This window comes from Pseudoalteromonas sp. MQS005 (genome assembly GCF_001661605.1).
Taxonomy (GTDB): Bacteria; Pseudomonadota; Gammaproteobacteria; order Enterobacterales; family Alteromonadaceae; genus Pseudoalteromonas; species Pseudoalteromonas tetraodonis.
The window spans coordinates 1-15579 of the sequence record NZ_LYRQ01000050.1; the positions used below are offsets into that span (position 1 = coordinate 1).

Annotated in this window: 13 protein-coding genes, 9 tRNA genes and 1 pseudogene; 18 read left to right on the forward strand and 5 right to left on the reverse strand. The window is 41.1% G+C overall.

The window, feature by feature from the left end; translation table 11 throughout:
* Nucleotides 1-248 precede the first annotated feature (248 nt).
* The 4 genes and pseudogenes from A9479_RS15490 (at nucleotide 249) to A9479_RS15505 (ending at nucleotide 2299) form a co-directional block, all read left to right on the forward strand.
* Entirely contained in the window at nucleotides 249-461 is a 213-nt protein-coding gene (locus tag A9479_RS15490) for a calmodulin (RefSeq protein WP_008467122.1), read from the forward strand.
* 160 nt (nucleotides 462-621) lie between these two features.
* On the forward strand, nucleotides 622-834 hold the full coding sequence (locus A9479_RS15495; RefSeq protein WP_008467121.1) for a calmodulin: 213 nt from the start codon (nucleotides 622-624) through the stop codon (nucleotides 832-834).
* Nucleotides 835-903: 69 nt separating this feature from the next.
* Nucleotides 904-1119 carry a calmodulin gene (locus A9479_RS15500; protein WP_008467119.1) on the forward strand — a complete coding sequence of 72 codons (216 nt, stop codon included), beginning with the start codon at nucleotides 904-906 and terminating at the stop codon, nucleotides 1117-1119.
* Nucleotides 1120-1350: 231 nt separating this feature from the next.
* Nucleotides 1351-2299, forward strand: a pseudogene (locus tag A9479_RS15505) (EAL-associated domain-containing protein).
* A gap of 31 nt (nucleotides 2300-2330) precedes the next feature.
* Here A9479_RS15505 and A9479_RS15510 read toward each other — a convergent pair.
* Nucleotides 2331-3944, reverse strand: a complete 1614-nt coding sequence (locus A9479_RS15510; protein WP_064663937.1) for a M28 family metallopeptidase — start codon at nucleotides 3942-3944, stop codon at nucleotides 2331-2333.
* 161 nt (nucleotides 3945-4105) lie between these two features.
* Between A9479_RS15510 and A9479_RS15515 the strand changes: the two genes are divergently transcribed.
* Nucleotides 4106-5476 carry a Gfo/Idh/MocA family protein gene (locus tag A9479_RS15515; RefSeq protein ID WP_064663938.1) on the forward strand — a complete coding sequence of 457 codons (1371 nt, stop codon included), beginning with the start codon at nucleotides 4106-4108 and terminating at the stop codon, nucleotides 5474-5476.
* 53 nt (nucleotides 5477-5529) lie between these two features.
* Here the strand turns inward: A9479_RS15515 and A9479_RS15520 are convergent, their stop codons facing one another.
* On the reverse strand, nucleotides 5530-7107 hold the full coding sequence (locus A9479_RS15520) for a LysM peptidoglycan-binding domain-containing protein (RefSeq protein WP_058154392.1): 1578 nt from the start codon (nucleotides 7105-7107) through the stop codon (nucleotides 5530-5532).
* Between the two features lie 184 nt (nucleotides 7108-7291).
* Entirely contained in the window at nucleotides 7292-8065 is a 774-nt protein-coding gene (gene gloB, locus A9479_RS15525; protein ID WP_064663939.1) for a hydroxyacylglutathione hydrolase, read from the reverse strand.
* A 53-nt stretch (nucleotides 8066-8118) separates the two neighbouring features.
* Between gloB and A9479_RS15530 the strand changes: the two genes are divergently transcribed.
* Nucleotides 8119-8880: a class I SAM-dependent methyltransferase gene (locus A9479_RS15530; RefSeq protein WP_008465729.1), complete on the forward strand. Its 762-nt coding sequence runs from the start codon at nucleotides 8119-8121 to the stop codon at nucleotides 8878-8880.
* Nucleotides 8881-8894: 14 nt separating this feature from the next.
* Here A9479_RS15530 and rnhA read toward each other — a convergent pair whose 3' ends face one another.
* Nucleotides 8895-9359, reverse strand: a complete 465-nt coding sequence (gene rnhA / locus A9479_RS15535) for a ribonuclease HI (protein ID WP_013464557.1) — start codon at nucleotides 9357-9359, stop codon at nucleotides 8895-8897.
* A gap of 68 nt (nucleotides 9360-9427) precedes the next feature.
* Between rnhA and dnaQ the strand changes: the two genes are divergently transcribed.
* From dnaQ to A9479_RS19775, 12 genes are all read left to right on the forward strand, one after another.
* On the forward strand, nucleotides 9428-10141 hold the full coding sequence (gene dnaQ / locus A9479_RS15540) for a DNA polymerase III subunit epsilon (protein ID WP_013464558.1): 714 nt from the start codon (nucleotides 9428-9430) through the stop codon (nucleotides 10139-10141).
* Between the two features lie 9 nt (nucleotides 10142-10150).
* Nucleotides 10151-11521, forward strand: coding sequence for a TIGR03503 family protein (locus A9479_RS15545; protein ID WP_064663940.1), 1371 nt, complete (start codon nucleotides 10151-10153; stop codon nucleotides 11519-11521).
* 98 nt (nucleotides 11522-11619) lie between these two features.
* Nucleotides 11620-11696, forward strand: a tRNA-Asp gene (locus A9479_RS15550).
* Between the two features lie 27 nt (nucleotides 11697-11723).
* Nucleotides 11724-11800: transfer RNA gene (locus A9479_RS15555), tRNA-Asp, on the forward strand.
* A 41-nt stretch (nucleotides 11801-11841) separates the two neighbouring features.
* Nucleotides 11842-11918 (forward strand) — tRNA-OTHER (locus tag A9479_RS15560).
* Nucleotides 11919-11959: 41 nt separating this feature from the next.
* Nucleotides 11960-12036: transfer RNA gene (locus tag A9479_RS15565), tRNA-Asp, on the forward strand.
* Between the two features lie 31 nt (nucleotides 12037-12067).
* Nucleotides 12068-12144 (forward strand) — tRNA-Asp (locus tag A9479_RS15570).
* 38 nt (nucleotides 12145-12182) lie between these two features.
* Nucleotides 12183-12259, forward strand: a tRNA-Asp gene (locus tag A9479_RS15575).
* Nucleotides 12260-12297: 38 nt separating this feature from the next.
* Nucleotides 12298-12374 (forward strand) — tRNA-Asp (locus tag A9479_RS15580).
* Between the two features lie 37 nt (nucleotides 12375-12411).
* Nucleotides 12412-12488, forward strand: a tRNA-Asp gene (locus A9479_RS15585).
* A gap of 53 nt (nucleotides 12489-12541) precedes the next feature.
* A tRNA-Asp gene (locus A9479_RS15590) sits at nucleotides 12542-12618 on the forward strand.
* Between the two features lie 227 nt (nucleotides 12619-12845).
* Nucleotides 12846-13562, forward strand: a complete 717-nt coding sequence (locus A9479_RS19775; RefSeq protein WP_082918343.1) for a helix-turn-helix domain-containing protein — start codon at nucleotides 12846-12848, stop codon at nucleotides 13560-13562.
* A 114-nt stretch (nucleotides 13563-13676) separates the two neighbouring features.
* On the opposite strand, the gene A9479_RS15600 is transcribed toward A9479_RS19775, so the two are convergent.
* Nucleotides 13677-15569 (reverse strand): S9 family peptidase, encoded by a 1893-nt coding sequence (locus A9479_RS15600; RefSeq protein WP_064663941.1) that lies wholly within the window; start codon nucleotides 15567-15569, stop codon nucleotides 13677-13679.
* Nucleotides 15570-15579: the final 10 nt, after the last annotated feature.

Below are 15579 nucleotides of genomic sequence, written 5' to 3' on the forward strand. Positions count from 1 at the left end.
TATGTTTCTTTTTATTATAATTTAACTTATTGATTTTAAATGTTTATTTATTTAAGCCCCAGTGGTTGTTGCTAAAAAGCAACAAAATCATGGTTTATTTTTATTAAAATGCTTCAAAATCATTCTAACTACATGTTTTTAAATAACTTTAAAAACATGGCATCGAAGTTGTAATACCTAAGCTGTATTTAGCAAAAACGTGATAAAGCACATCGCTTCATTGCACAACCTAATGAAGGAATTACATTATGAAAACACTTAAATCAACACTGGTATTAATGGCTTTAGCTTCTTCATCAGCGGCTTTTGCAGCAACCGATTTTGACACACTCGATGTGGATGGCAACGGCGCTATTAGCCAAGCTGAAGCATCAGTTGACGCCTCACTTATGAGCCAGTTTACTGAGCTTGATACTGATCAAAACGGTGAGTTATCTAAAGCAGAGTTTTCTAAGGCGTAACCAGCTTTAGTGCTCAATACTACTACTGATTCTGAGTTGCCCAAGACAACCTAAATAGGCAAGGGAGCCTATGACAAAGAATCGCAAGGATATGAGGTTGATAGTTTTGAGCCAATTATTTTTTATTTGACGAACATTGCACACTTTGAAGGATTATATTATGAAAAAGTTACAATCAACACTGGTATTAATGGCGCTTGCTTCTTCATCTGCAGTATTTGCAAGCACAGACTTTGAAACGCTTGATGTAGATGGCAGTGGCACCATCAGCCAAGCAGAGGCATCGGTTGCTGCTGAGCTTATGGAGCAGTTTGCAGAGCTAGATGTAGATGGTAATGGTGAACTTTCTAAAGACGAATTTTCAGCGTACTAGTTTCCCTTAAGGATCTTTGAAAAGGACTTCTTACCATTTTAATTAAGGCATTTAGCCTAAGGATTAATTATGAAAACATTTACTAAAACACTCGCTTTAATTGCACTTGCTTCATCTTCAGCGGCTTTTGCTGCGGTTGACTTTGATTCTTTCGATACTGATGGCGACGGCGTCATTAGCCAGTCTGAAGCACAAGCTAACTCACAACTAGCTCAATTATTTGATGATTTAGATGTTGATAGCAACGGTGAGCTTTCAAAAGAAGAGTTCGCAAAAGTTCAGTAATTACATTACGGATTAAAGCGTTTATGTAATTTGTAAACGAGACATAAAAAGCAGCTAAGTAGTAAATACTCAGCTGCTTTTTTGTGCGTGGCGGGAAATAGTCTGTGCAGTTGTCACTAAAATAGTGCAATGGCGTCAATGAATTTAAATTAAATTATTGATTTTTAAGTTCTTTAATTTTTGGTTTTAAACTTGCTTAGCTGTTGATTAGGGTATTTAAGGAGCCTAACTATGGCGAGAATGAGTTATATCAGTAGTGTAGAGCGCTATAACGAATATGAGCAGATAATACATAGCTTATTAGAATCAATTTTAATGAGTATAGATGACGGCATCGCTAATAATCGTGATATGCGCTATTTAACAAAGCATTATCCTTTTTTAGAATTACAATACTGTTTAGACGAGAAGGGCTCACAACAGGGCAATAACGTTTGCTTTAAACGTGCCTACAATAAAAAATTGGCACAGAGAGGCAATAATCAGGATTTAAGTGAGCGGCCTTATTTTTTAAATGTAAAAGCCTGTAATGCTATTTGTTTTACTGCGCCTTATATTTCTATTGCGACCAACCATTTATGTATATCTGCGATTAAAGAATTAAACAAACCTATCAATAATCAACATTATTTAGTTGTTGATGTAAGTTTAACGCAGCTTATTGAGTTTGTGATGGGTGATACCGCTCGTGCGACTATGTCACCTTATTTTAAAGCAGGTTATGGCATTATTGTGGCGTGCTTATTTAGTTTGGTGCTTTTTTTACTCAACATCGTATTTATCGACATCTATGAATTAATAACTCACGTAAATAGTTCGTCCGATCCCCTAGAACCCTTTAGCATCATTATTTATATCACGTTAGCATTGGCTGTTTTTGATCTTGGCAAAACAATTCTTGAGGAAGAAATCCTCATGCATAAAGATATTTTTAGACACTCATCAACACGACGAACCATTACCCGGTTTATCTCTACCGTGTTAATTGCTATATCAATTGAAGCACTACTCACTATGTTTAAAGCCGCATTAGGGCAATCAGAGTATTTAATGCCAGCTATAGCGATGATGCTTGCAGTGGTGGGACTTTTTAATTGCTTTAGCGATATATGTGTATTTAGGGGCAAAAGCTGAAACATTGCTTACACAGGCACGGGTAAAACTAAAATCCTCCGAGTAGGAGGATTTTAAATAGTAATGTTTAATTGTATTTATTGTTTGTCAGCGGTGCGTTTAGTTTTAAAGTCAGACTCGCTTGTCCATTTTGGCCAATCACCGTTATTCGCCAGTTGTGAGGCTATATCAACAATCAGTTCTACATCTTGTTTTACCCCACCTAATGACCAATCTGCTGAGTAATCGTCAGCTTCTTTATGGTATTTATGAGTGATGTAGTCAGGATCGGTATCACCTAGGCTCATAAACAGTAAGCTTGGCACACCTTGTTTGGCGAGTGAAAAATGATCCGATCTAAAAAATAAGCCATTTTGTGCACGTGGATCCAGTTTAACTTGACGTCCTTGCGCGTTTGCGGCTTTAGCTAAATAGTGTTCCATAGTCGAGAGGTCTTTACCGTACTGTAAAATATAGTCGGTGCTATCGAGTACGTTCATCCCATCAATATTTAGTAGGGCAACCATATTCTTTGTTGGGATCACGTCACCAGAGGCAAACTGGGCTGAACCAATTAAACCGGTTTCTTCGGCGGTGAAGTTGGCAAAAATAATCGAGCGTTTAAACGGTGTTTGCTGATGCATTTTTTGCATTATACGAGCAATCTCAAGGGTGGCCGCTGTGCCTGATGCGTTATCAACGGCGCCATTATAAATTTTAGGACCGCTGTCAGTTTGTTTAGTGCCAAAGTGATCCCAATGGGCACTAATAACGATGTATTCATCTGGGCTTTCACTGCCTGTGATTTTTGCGACCACATTATGTGATTTTGCATGTGACACTTCGTTTTTAAATGCAAGGGTCGCTTTTAAATTCAACACTTTAGCTTGAAATTGCTCACTAAGTGCTTGTTGTTTTAATTGTTGGTAATTTAAGTGTGCTGATGCAAATATTTGCTCGGTGGCATCGAGTGTTAGCCAGCCCATAACGGGCAATTTAGATGCATTGAGGTTGTTATCCATTAGACTGTATTTAGTGCCGGTATTTGAGCTTTCAACTACCCCCCAAGGGTATGCGGCAGGAGCTGTTTCGTGAACAATAAAGACCGCTTTAGCGCCTTGGCGCGCGGCTTCTTCATATTTATAAGTCCAACGACCATAATAAGTCATGGCATTACCAGTAAATAACGTATCGTCTTGAGTGGCAAAGCCCGGATCGTTTACCAGCACAATAACGGTTTTACCGGTTACATCAATATTGGCGTAGTCGTTCCAGTTATATTCAGGGGCATTTATACCATAACCGACAAAGACCACATCAGAATTGCGAACATCAATAACAGGCTGTAATTGTTTAGTACGAGCAGTAAAGTCTTTACCCGCTTTAAAGCTTAAATCACCCATGGTCAATTGCATGTTTTGATCTGCGGTGATCATGGCCATTTTAACCGGATGTAAAAAATCACCGTTATAGGCACCAGTTAACCCTATGGCTTTGTATTGTTCACTCAAATAGCCAACGGTTTTTACTTCACCCAATGTTAATGGACCGCGGCCTTCAAAGTCATCAGAGGCAAGGGTTTTAATATGCTGTTTTATATTATTTAAACTAACGCCCGGACTGTTTTCGAGCGAGGAAGTGGGGGTTGCAGACTCTGAGCAACCCGTTAGTACAATAACTAAAAAAAATGTGATGGTTTTTATATAAGACATAATAAGTTAGGAAATAATATTTTTTCGACTATAACCCCAAACAATAACACAATGCGAATTTTTATCCCTTTTAAACCTATTTTTATGCAGCTTACCTCTTTGGCCCTTTACCCATTAACAGCCATTAGGTAAGTTAAAAATAATAACAAAAGGGATAAGTAATGAAGCAATTTAATCGTCGGGATTTTTTAAAGGCAGCCAGTGTAGCTGCCGCTGCTGGTGTGGTTAGTGGCTGTGCATCTAGTGGCAGTGTTCATACTAGCGCGCCTATGCAACAAGGGCGCTCCGTTATCGGTTTGGTCGCACCTAAAATGGATGTGGTGAGAGTAGGGTTTATTGGTTTGGGTCAGCGCGGGTATGGCCATGTAAAGCGTATGAGCCACATTGAAGGCACTCAAATAGTGGCTATTTGCGATACTCATACAGAGGTTTTAGAACGTGCCGCTAATTATTTAGTTGATACGGGAGTGGCAAAGCCTGCATTGTATAGTGGCAGTGAGCGCGCTTATCAACAAATGCTCGAACGACAAGATATTGATATTGTTATTATTTCAACACCATGGGCATGGCATGCGCCAATGGCTATCGATACCATGAACAGCGCAAAACATGCTTTTGTTGAAGTGCCTCTGGCACTTACTGTTGATGAAATGTGGCAAATTGTCGATACCGCAGAGCGTACGCAAAAAAACTGCATGATGATGGAAAATGTTAACTACGGCCGCGACGAGTTAATGGTATTAAACATGGTACGCCAAGGTGTATTTGGGGAGCTGTTACATGGCGAAGCGGCGTATATTCATGAACTGCGCTGGCAAATGAAAGAGCTTGAGCACAAAACAGGCTCATGGCGAACGCAGTGGCATGCAAGACGTGACGGTAATTTATATCCTACGCATGGATTAGGGCCGGTATCGCAATACATGAATATAAATCGTGGCGATCGGTTCGATTTTTTAACCTCAATGAGCTCACCTTCACTTGGCCGAAGCGCCTATGCGCAACGTGAGTTTGATGCCGATCATCCCCGTAACCAGCTCAATTATATTGCCGGTGACATGAACACGACGCTGATTAAAACTCTCAAAGGGCGCAGTATTATGGTGCAGCACGATACGACAACCCCTCGGCCGTACTCACGACATAACTTAATACAAGGCACGAATGGCGTGTTTGCCGGTTTCCCTAATCGTATTGCCCTTGAAACTGGTGGCTCAAAAAGTTTTCATGAGTGGGATTATGATATGAGCGCATGGTATGAGCAGTACGACCATCCCTTATGGACAAAAATGGGTGAAGAGGCGCAGCGCAATGGTGGTCACGGTGGCATGGACTTTTTAATGTTTTGGCGGATGATTTACTGCTTAAGAAATGGTGAACCGCTAGATCAAGACGTTTATGACGGGGCGGCATGGTCGGTTATTTCGCCGTTATCAGCCCAGTCTGTGAGTGAGCGTAGCCGCTCAATAGATATTCCCGATTTTACTCGCGGGGCATGGCAAACCGCACAGCCTTTGGGCATTGTAAGCTAAGCCAAATAAAAAAAGAGCGCATGCGCTCTTTTTTTATTTATTGGTTATGTTTATTAGCTACTTCTCACATCAACCTTGAGTTTAAGCTTTTGGCCTGGCTGTAAGTATTTTTGCCCAGCTAAGTCATTCCATTTAATTATATCGCTCACGGTTAAATTAAACTTAGAGGCTATACGCGCTAATGAATCACCCCGACGCACTTTATAAGTAATAGTGCGATTGGTGTTATTCGCTGACTCTTTAGGCTGATTTGCTGATTTATAAACAACCAATTTTTGATTTAAACGCAGTACTGCATTTTTCTTCAGCTTATTCCACTTAGCTAATTCACCCATAGTGACATCGTATTCGCGGCTTATGTCCCACAATGTGTCGCCACTTTTTACCGTGTGTGAGAGCTTAGTACGCAAACTTTTATTAGCGGCCGCGCGTACTTGCTGAGGTAAATGTTCACTGTTAATTTTACCATCTGTTAGCGGCACTAAAATTTGTTGGCCAACACGAATGACGTTTGAATTAAGCTTATTTAATGACTTTATTGCATTGGTGCTAGTGGTAAATTTACTGGCAATTACCGACAGGCTATCACCTTTTTTAACTTTGTATTGTTGCCAGCGAAGACGATTTTTAATGTCAGTTGCAGCCAATTTTTCTGTAAATTGCTCTACTTTATCGGTGGGTATTAATAAAAAGTGTGGGCCATCAGGGTCTGTTGCCCAGCGGTTAAATCCAGGGTTTAGTCTGTATAGCTCGGTAAGGGTCATGTCAGCCATATCGGCTGCCAGCGCTAAATCAATCTGTGACTCAATATTGACCACTTCAACCACTTGCGCGTTAATGATAGGCTTCCATGACACATTAAAATCATCAGCGCGCTTTAATAAATCGGCTAATGCTAATAATTTAGGCACGTAGGCAGTGGTTTCACGAGGTAAATCAAGTGACCAAAAATCGGTAGGTAAATGCTTTTTACGATTCTTTTTAATCGCACGCAGTAAGCGGCCTTCACCTGAGTTATAAGCTGCAATTGCGTTCAGCCAGTCACCCTCAAGGGTTTTGTGTAAGTATGAGAGATAATCAAGCGCTGCGCGAGTTGATTGCACAATGTCGCGACGGCCGTCATACCACCAGTTTTGTTTTAAATCAAAACGCTCGCCGGTTGCTGGCATAAATTGCCAAATACCCGATGCGGTGCGATGCGAGTAGCCATAAGGGTCAAAAGCACTTTCTACTATAGGTAAAAGTGCAATTTCGATTGGCATTTCACGCTTTTCAATTTCTTCAACAATAAAGTGCAAATACGGCTCAGCACGTTTAGAGATACGATCTAAGTATGCTTGATGGCGCGCATAATAGTTACGCTCAGCGACCACTGGGCGATTTTGGGGAATATCGATAGATAATTGGTAACGAATACGCTCCCAAACATCGTCAAACACAGGGGCTTCCTCTTCGATATCGTTCACTTGTTGATATTGCGCGTTCATCATCAGCGCCGTGCTAATATCGTTTGGGCTTGCGCCTTCAAGCTGGTCTAGTGCCTGATTTTGTGAATCTGTGTTTAACGTTGTCAGTGTTTGACAACCGCTTAGCGTCATCACTAAGACCAATAAAAGAGGAGATTTATTCATAAATACCAATACATAGGGTAAAAAACTCGGCGAATACTACCCATAATGAGTCAACATTGCCACTTATGACCGTTAAAAGTTCCAAACAAATATGATTAGAAAATGTTAACTTATTGTTTATTAACTAATCGTTTTATTATTGTTGTTAGCGCATGTTTAACCTTGAAAGGTCAACAGGCCCAAATTAAAAATGATCTTTGAACTTTCTCAGACTAGCAAAGTTTTCCCAAGGTTCATTGTTTTTTGTAACTAAACAATATTCTTTTGGTATTAATTCTGTAATGTTTGGCAAATTACTACGCATAAAAGGGTTAATTTTTAGCTCTTGGCCTATGGTACTTGGCAACGTTATTTCATCTTTATTACGCAATTCATCCACTTGCTGGCTGTAAGCGAGTAACTCGGGGTTTCGTGGCTCAACCGCTTTTGCAAACGCCAAATTCGCCTGGGTGTATTCATGAGTGCAATACACTTTGCAATCACTCGGTAGTGCACTAAGTTTATTAAATGAATGCCACATTTGTTCTGGAGTGCCTTCAAATAAGCGCCCACAACCACCGCTAAATAATGTGTCGCCAGTAAAGGCAAGTGCATCATTAACATAACAAATATGATCGAGTGTGTGGCCAGGCGTGGTGATAATATTAAATGAGGTGCCTAAAACGGTAATCGTTTGGTCTTCATTTAAAGGCTCTGTTATTCCTTTAAATGGACTGTTACTTGGGCCGTAAACCTCAACGTTTGGATACTGTTTTACTAATTGGCCAACGCCATCAGTGTGATCATAATGATGATGCGTTATTAAAATACCGCCTAGGGTTAAATTATACTGTGCTAAATGCTCAGTGACCGGCGCAGATTGGCCAGGGTCAACCACCCACGCTTGATTATTATGCTCGGTGGTTAAGCACCAAATGTAGTTATCAGAAAAGGCTTTAATTGCTTTGACTTGCACCATGTATCGTTGCTCTATAAAGTGGTATTTAATTAATATTATAACGAGCTTATATAATGAAACCAGCCCTTAGTTTTCAAGAAGGCCCCAAACCGTTGTCATGGCAACAGTTTCCGCATGGTGATTATTTACGTTGTGATATAGAACGCAAATTGTCGCCGTGGTTACCACGTATGTTTGGCTATCATATGCTTAAATTGGGTAATTTAAGTGGCGAGTTAGATACCAGCAAAAGTTCCATTAAGCATCAAGTATGCGTTGCAGAGCCAGGCCCTTATACCGGAGTGGTGGCTGACATAGACGAACTGCCTTTTTATGAGCACTCTATAGATGCTTGCATTATGAGCCATTGTTTAGAGTATCACTCAGATCCGCATCATATATTACGTGAGGCTCATCGTACGCTTATTCCCGGCGGTTATATTGCCATTACCGGTTTTAATCCTTTTAGCTTTTGTGGGTTAGCGCAATTACTGCCATTTAGTGGTCAAAAATTACCGTGGACAGGGCGCTTTTTTACCCCTGCACGGGTAAAAGACTGGCTTAATTTGCTTGGGTTTGAAATTGTGGCCGATGAACGCTTTATTTATTCATCGTTGGCACGCGGTAACCGGTTGTCGCGGTTTGCGTTTTGGCGCAGCTTTACCAAGCAATATTTAAAACCTATGGGCAGTGTATATTTGCTGGTGGCACGAAAGCGTGTTGCGCCACTTACGCCAATAAAACCTAAGTGGCATGCACGGCCACAATTTGCGCCAATAAAAGGGGTAGGGCTTAGGCAGACCTCAAAGCAACATTATCAGCAAAATAAAAAATAGTGCGATATTGAGGGTTACGGTTGGTAACCTTCATCATCAATTAAGTTGTTGCCGCTGGCCGCATCACGGGCAAGGTCGTCAACAATTTCATTATATTTATGGCCACTGTGACCTTTTACCCATTTCCAAGTAACATCGTGCTCGGCGCAGGCTTTATCGAGACGTTTCCATAAGTCGACATTTTTAACCGGCTTTTTAGCAGAGGTTTGCCAACCGCGTTTTTTCCAATTGGTGATCCACGACTCAATGCCTTGTTTTACGTATTGGCTATCGGTAGTCAGGGTAACAGGGCATGAACGATTAAGTGATTCTAGCGCAACAATGGCAGCTAGCATTTCCATGCGGTTGTTTGTTGTGAGTTTGTAACCTTGACTTAATTTTTTTTCATGGGCTTCATAAATCATAAAAATACCATAACCACCGGGGCCTGGATTACCTAAACACGAACCATCGGTGTAAATCTCTACGGTTTTTTGCACTGTTTTACCTTGATATTATGTACAATAAAGTGATTATAGAAAGATACCAGAGTCAGGCTTAATTCGATATGGCACGCAGACAAATAGTTTTAGATACAGAAACCACCGGCATCGACCCTAAACAAGGGCATCGTATTATTGAGATAGGCTGTGTGGAGCTAATGAATCGTCGGTTAACCGGCAATAATTTTCACGTTTACATAAATCCACAACGCAGCATTGAAGAAGAAGCAATCGACGTTCACGGTATTACCAACGAATTTTTACGTGACAAACCGCTTTTTAGAGACATTGCCCAAGAGTTTTTTGACTATATTAAAGACGCAGAACTCGTTATTCATAACGCGCCGTTCGATATTGGCCATATGGATAATGAATTTGCTTTATTAAATCAAGGTTATCAAAACACCCATGATTTTTGTGGCGTGCTTGATACCCTTAAAATGGCGCGTGACTTGCATCCAGGACAAAAGAACAACCTAGATGCGCTTTGCCGTCGCTACGATGTTGATAACACTAAGCGGACGTTACACGGCGCCTTACTGGATTCTGAGATTTTAGCCGATGTTTACCTGGCAATGACCGGGGGACAAGTAAAGCTAAATCTTAATCAAAATAAAGATGACTCAAGTGAAGATCAAAAGGGCGGTATTAGGCGCTTAAACAGCGATAGAGCCCCATTGGTTGTTGTAGCAGCAAGCGAAGCAGAGCAAAGCGCACATCAATCACGTTTAGACATTGTACAAAAGGAGGGCGGCCATTGTTTATGGCGCGCTGAATAAGGCACTATTATGAAAACGCTATTAGTAGTTTCACTGTTTTTAATCGCCGCGTGCTTCATTCCCGATGCACACAGCGTTAAACAAGTTGAAGAGTTAAAAGGCAGCGGAAAACAAAATGAAATACCGTTACTGGATAACCGTTTTCGTATAGATGACAAAATTGATGAAATAAAATTAATATTTTTTAGACGTCCTGGGTCGCCTGCCGTTATTTTAGTTAGACCCGATGGCACTAAATACTTTGCAACCAATGCGGTAAGAAACACCAGCCTAGATTGGTACGACGAATTAAATTACGACCTAGTGGTTATTCGCAACCCTATGCCTGGGCCATGGCAAGTTATTGGCCAAATAATGCCACAGAGCCGTATTGTTGTAATTGGTGAGCTATCACTTAAGGTTGATCCACTCCCTAAGATTCTTTTTCAGGGTGAAACTGTAAAGGTAACCGGTGAGATTTTAAATGATGGCGAGCCCATTCGCGCTAATCTTTTCAAAGATGCGGTATCGCTCAATGTGAGTTTTGTGAGTACCAATAATGAAAATTTTGAAAATTTTGGAGCGGGCATACAGCAAGTTACTGAATTTAAAGACGATGGCTACGGATTTGATGAAAGTGCAAAAGACGGTGTGTTTACGGGTGAGTTTACCTTAAATTTCACTCCAGGCGAGTGGCGGCCAGAACTTTATATTACCACCGATGTCCTTGAGCGACGAGTTGTTCAAGACACGATAGTTGTGCATGAGCCGCCTTTTAGTTTTACCTCAGTTGAAGCAACCGATGAGGGGGACGATCACCGTATTACTATAAATATTGATGAAAAGTTATTAAAGCCTGAAACCGTGATCATGCAAGGGAAAATTTATTATCCCAATAATGAAGAGCAAGTATTTTACTTAGACACTAATAACACCGCAGTAAGAGAACTGGCTTTACAAGATTACGGATGGGGACGTTACAACATTGAAATTTCTGTGTTTGGCTCAACAGTAAATGACAGAGAGTTTATGGCTACGTTGCCAACCTATTTATTTGAAATAGAAAGACCGATAGAAGTTATTCCTGAAATTCCAAAAGCGAGCATCATTAAGGAAGAAAATATTCCAGAGCCTGTTATAAAACCAAAATTAATGGCCACGGGATTAATGGTTAGTTTAATTATTGGTGGGAATTTGGCCATATTATTTATTGGTTGGTTATGTATTCGTGTTTTTGTGCAGAATAAACCGATAAAACTTAAATTGAATTTTGCTTTTTTAAAGAAAAAGAAAGCAACCGAGGCAAAAAAATCAGATCAGCAAAAAACAACTGATGCAGAAAATGGCTCAAAAAATGACAAAACAGGTGAAATTTTAAACCTTTCGATGTCAGATGACTAAAAAACCTGTAAAAAAACAAAAAAGCCCTTGACGAAGTAGGGGCTGGTTCGTATTATTCACGCCGCTGTCAGGGGAGACTCAGACATCAACGAAAATGCGGAGTGGTAGTTCAGTTGGTTAGAATACCGGCCTGTCACGCCGGGGGTCGCGGGTTCGAGTCCCGTCCACTCCGCCAATTTTCGACAATTTGTAAGTAAAAGCTGGAGTGGTAGTTCAGTTGGTTAGAATACCGGCCTGTCACGCCGGGGGTCGCGGGTTCGAGTCCCGTCCACTCCGCCAACACTTACACAACATATGGTTGTAAAACATATTCTTATTATGGAGTGGTAGTTCAGTTGGTTAGAATCGCCAACTATTTCGCCGGGGGTCGCGGGTTCGAGTCCCGTCCACTCCGCCAACACTTACACAACATATGGTTGTAAAACATATTCTTATTATGGAGTGGTAGTTCAGTTGGTTAGAATACCGGCCTGTCACGCCGGGGGTCGCGGGTTCGAGTCCCGTCCACTCCGCCAATAAGAAAAAATAACAGTTTAAATACGCGCTGGAGTGGTAGTTCAGTTGGTTAGAATACCGGCCTGTCACGCCGGGGGTCGCGGGTTCGAGTCCCGTCCACTCCGCCAACTATTTAAACACTGTTATATTACAAAATTTGTATGCTGGAGTGGTAGTTCAGTTGGTTAGAATACCGGCCTGTCACGCCGGGGGTCGCGGGTTCGAGTCCCGTCCACTCCGCCAACTATTTAAACACTGTTATATTACAAAATTTGTATGCTGGAGTGGTAGTTCAGTTGGTTAGAATACCGGCCTGTCACGCCGGGGGTCGCGGGTTCGAGTCCCGTCCACTCCGCCAACAAATTAAGTAATGACAAGTAAAAAGATATCTCTGCGGAGTGGTAGTTCAGTTGGTTAGAATACCGGCCTGTCACGCCGGGGGTCGCGGGTTCGAGTCCCGTCCACTCCGCCATTTGATATCGTAACAAAATTAGTAAGTGCATTACCCCATGCACATACCACTGCGGAGTGGTAGTTCAGTTGGTTAGAATACCGGCCTGTCACGCCGGGGGTCGCGGGTTCGAGTCCCGTCCACTCCGCCACTTGTTATTTCCTCAATAACAAGCAATAAATAATTTACTTATTAATAAATCCAAACATCATTTTTATCAGCTATCAGCTATCAGCTATCAGCTATCAGCTATCAGCTATCAGCTCGACTCTTATATACTAACCTGCTAATATTCTTGTCTATTCTTCAATATTCAGCTTCTTATCTCTGCATGAATTACCAAGAATCTAATCTCACTTTAAAAAAGGAAGCATTAAGATGAGTACATTAGGTCAGCAATTAAAGCAGCTAAGAAATAATAAAAAATTGAGCCAACCTGAATTTGCCCAGCAAGTAGGTATAGAGCAAAGTTATTTATCAAAACTTGAAAACGATAAATCAATTCCCTCGAATGAAATATTTAGAGCTTTATTGATAGCATTAGACCTTTCAATTGATGAGTTTATGAAGCCCCTTACCTACAGCCATGACAAAACAAGACTCATGCAAATACCCGATTTAGAGCTGTGGTTTAAAAGTAAAGCAGTAAAGAGCTCAGTCGCACAGCGTAAAATTATATACCTCACTATGTTTCTGATTTCTTTTGGCTGTGCATTATTTTATGCAGGACATAAAAATTATCTGTTCAATGAACGCTTTTACGAATATAAATCACTGGGTGTGATCAAAAATGATGAACCTCTAAATATATATACTCATTGGAGCAATTATATTATTGATTCAAACCGCGAGAAAAGAGAGGAAAAAACTCGTGAAATGCTGGCCAGAAGGTTACCCAGTTTTAAGTTAATGGATGAATACATCGGTGAATCATTTGTTGAAGAAGTCGAGGGAGGTAAACGACTTTATAACGTAGATGAACTCTCGCGAACAATACCACATGCAGGCAATAGTTGGTTTGAGTTTTTAGGTATTTTGGCTGCTGTATTTGGTTTGGCGTTCGCTTTACTGGAACCCAGATTAACCAAGCAATAAAAAAGTAATAAAAAGCCTGCGTACATGAAAACGCAGCAGGCTTTAATATAAATTGGCTTGCAATTATCCTTGTGGGCCAAATAACTCTTTTAAGTAAGTATCTAAAAAGTTGAGTTAGGCGTTTGAGGCGCTGATACGGTTTTCTTTTTTGCTAAAACCGTGTCCTTCATCATCAAATAATACATATTCTACTGGCACACCATTAGCTTTAACCGCAGCAACCAACTCATCGCTTTCAACTTGTAATACGCGTGGATCATTAGCACCTTGTATTACCATTAAAGGCTTAGTGATGTTATCGGCATGAAACAGCGGTGAAATAGCACGGTGACGTTCACCATCGGTGGCAGGATCGCCCATTTCATCGTAAAGCGCCTTTTTAAAGCTTTCCCACCATGGTGGAATTGAGTTCAGTGTGCGTACCCAGTTAGTCACACCAAAAATATTGATACCTACTTTGAACTCTTCCGGTTTAAAGGCAAGCGCGGCTGCGGTCATAAAACCGCCGTAGCTACCACCCATGATGCCGATTTTATCTGCATCGACCCAGTCTAGGCTTTGTAAGTGTTTTTTACCGTAGATAATATCTTGTAGATCATCGGTGCCATGTTTTTTATCGTCTAAATGGAAAAATGTTTTACCATAGCCTGAGCTACCGCGGTTATTGACGGCAAAAATAGCATAGCCATGATTAACTAAATGTTGCTGCATTGCGCTATAACCAGTTCGGCTTTGCCCACCTGGGCCGCCATGCACCCAAATAAGTGCAGGTACTTTATTGGTGCTGCTGGCTTGTTTTGGTTTGTATAATACGCCCGGTATTTCTAAACCATCAAAACTTTTAAAGCGCACAATGGTGCTCTCTACTAAGTCGTTTTGATCTATATCTTCACTTAATGTGTTGGTAAGTTGCTTGGCTTCATTACTGCCAACTTGCCAAACAAATAAGTTGCTTGGTGAGGTATCTGAATTTAAATAAAACGCCATGGTTTTCTCATCGCTTGAGAAATTCACACCACGTAGATTTCCCGCAGGTAATTTAGGCATGGCAATTTCATCCCCTGTTTGCGTGTCTTTTACTGTGACCTTTGTGCTGGCATCAGCATTTACACCGCTTACTTGGTATCGCCCAGATTTAGAAAAATCAATAAAGCTAACGTCCCAATCATCTTTTAATGCTGGACTGTGCTTGCCTGTGGCGAGCTCATATTGCCACACCTCTGAAAACTCTCCTTTAGCGTCTGTTGAGTAGTATAAATATTTGCTGTCTACAGAGAAGGTCTCAGGCGTATATTGTGCTGGTGTATCGTGTTTTGAAATTAATTGCGGCTTGAGGGTTTTCTTATAGGTATCAAGAATAAACGTATCGCTGTCTTTATTGGTGTTATTTTTAGACAGCGCAATGTAGCGTCCATCGGGGCTAATTGCGCCCACATCTAGTCCTTGTGTGTTTTGATAAACGGGCGTGACTTTATAGGTTTTGCTATCTACGCGATACAAGTCCATAAACTTGGCATCGCGTTGATTACTGGTAATAAAAAACTGACTGCCATCTTTAGTAAAGCCTGCAAAACTCGCGCGGGTTTCTTCCCCTGGGGTTAAATCTTTGATTGAACCATCAACTTCACGCACATAAACATGGTAGCGCTCATTACCGCCTGAGTCCTTGGTAAATAGTACACGCTCATCATTTGGGAAATAGCGAATAGGGTAGGTGCTGTCTTCAAAATTGGTTAGGCGCGTTTTGCTACCTGTTTTTACGTCAACTTCATACAAGCTGTAAATACCGCTTTCATCGCTACTAACTAGAACTTTATCGCCAGTCGGGGAAAAGCTACTGCCCATGATAGATGTTGTATCAAAAAAGGTTTTAGCGTTATAGGTTTTTACTTGTCGTGTTTGCTCAGTTGCCACAGGGGTAGAGGCTGAATTATTAGATTGACTGCAACCTGTTAATGCAATTGATACTGCACAGGTAATACAGGCAAATGTGAGGGCTTTTTTCATAGATACATTC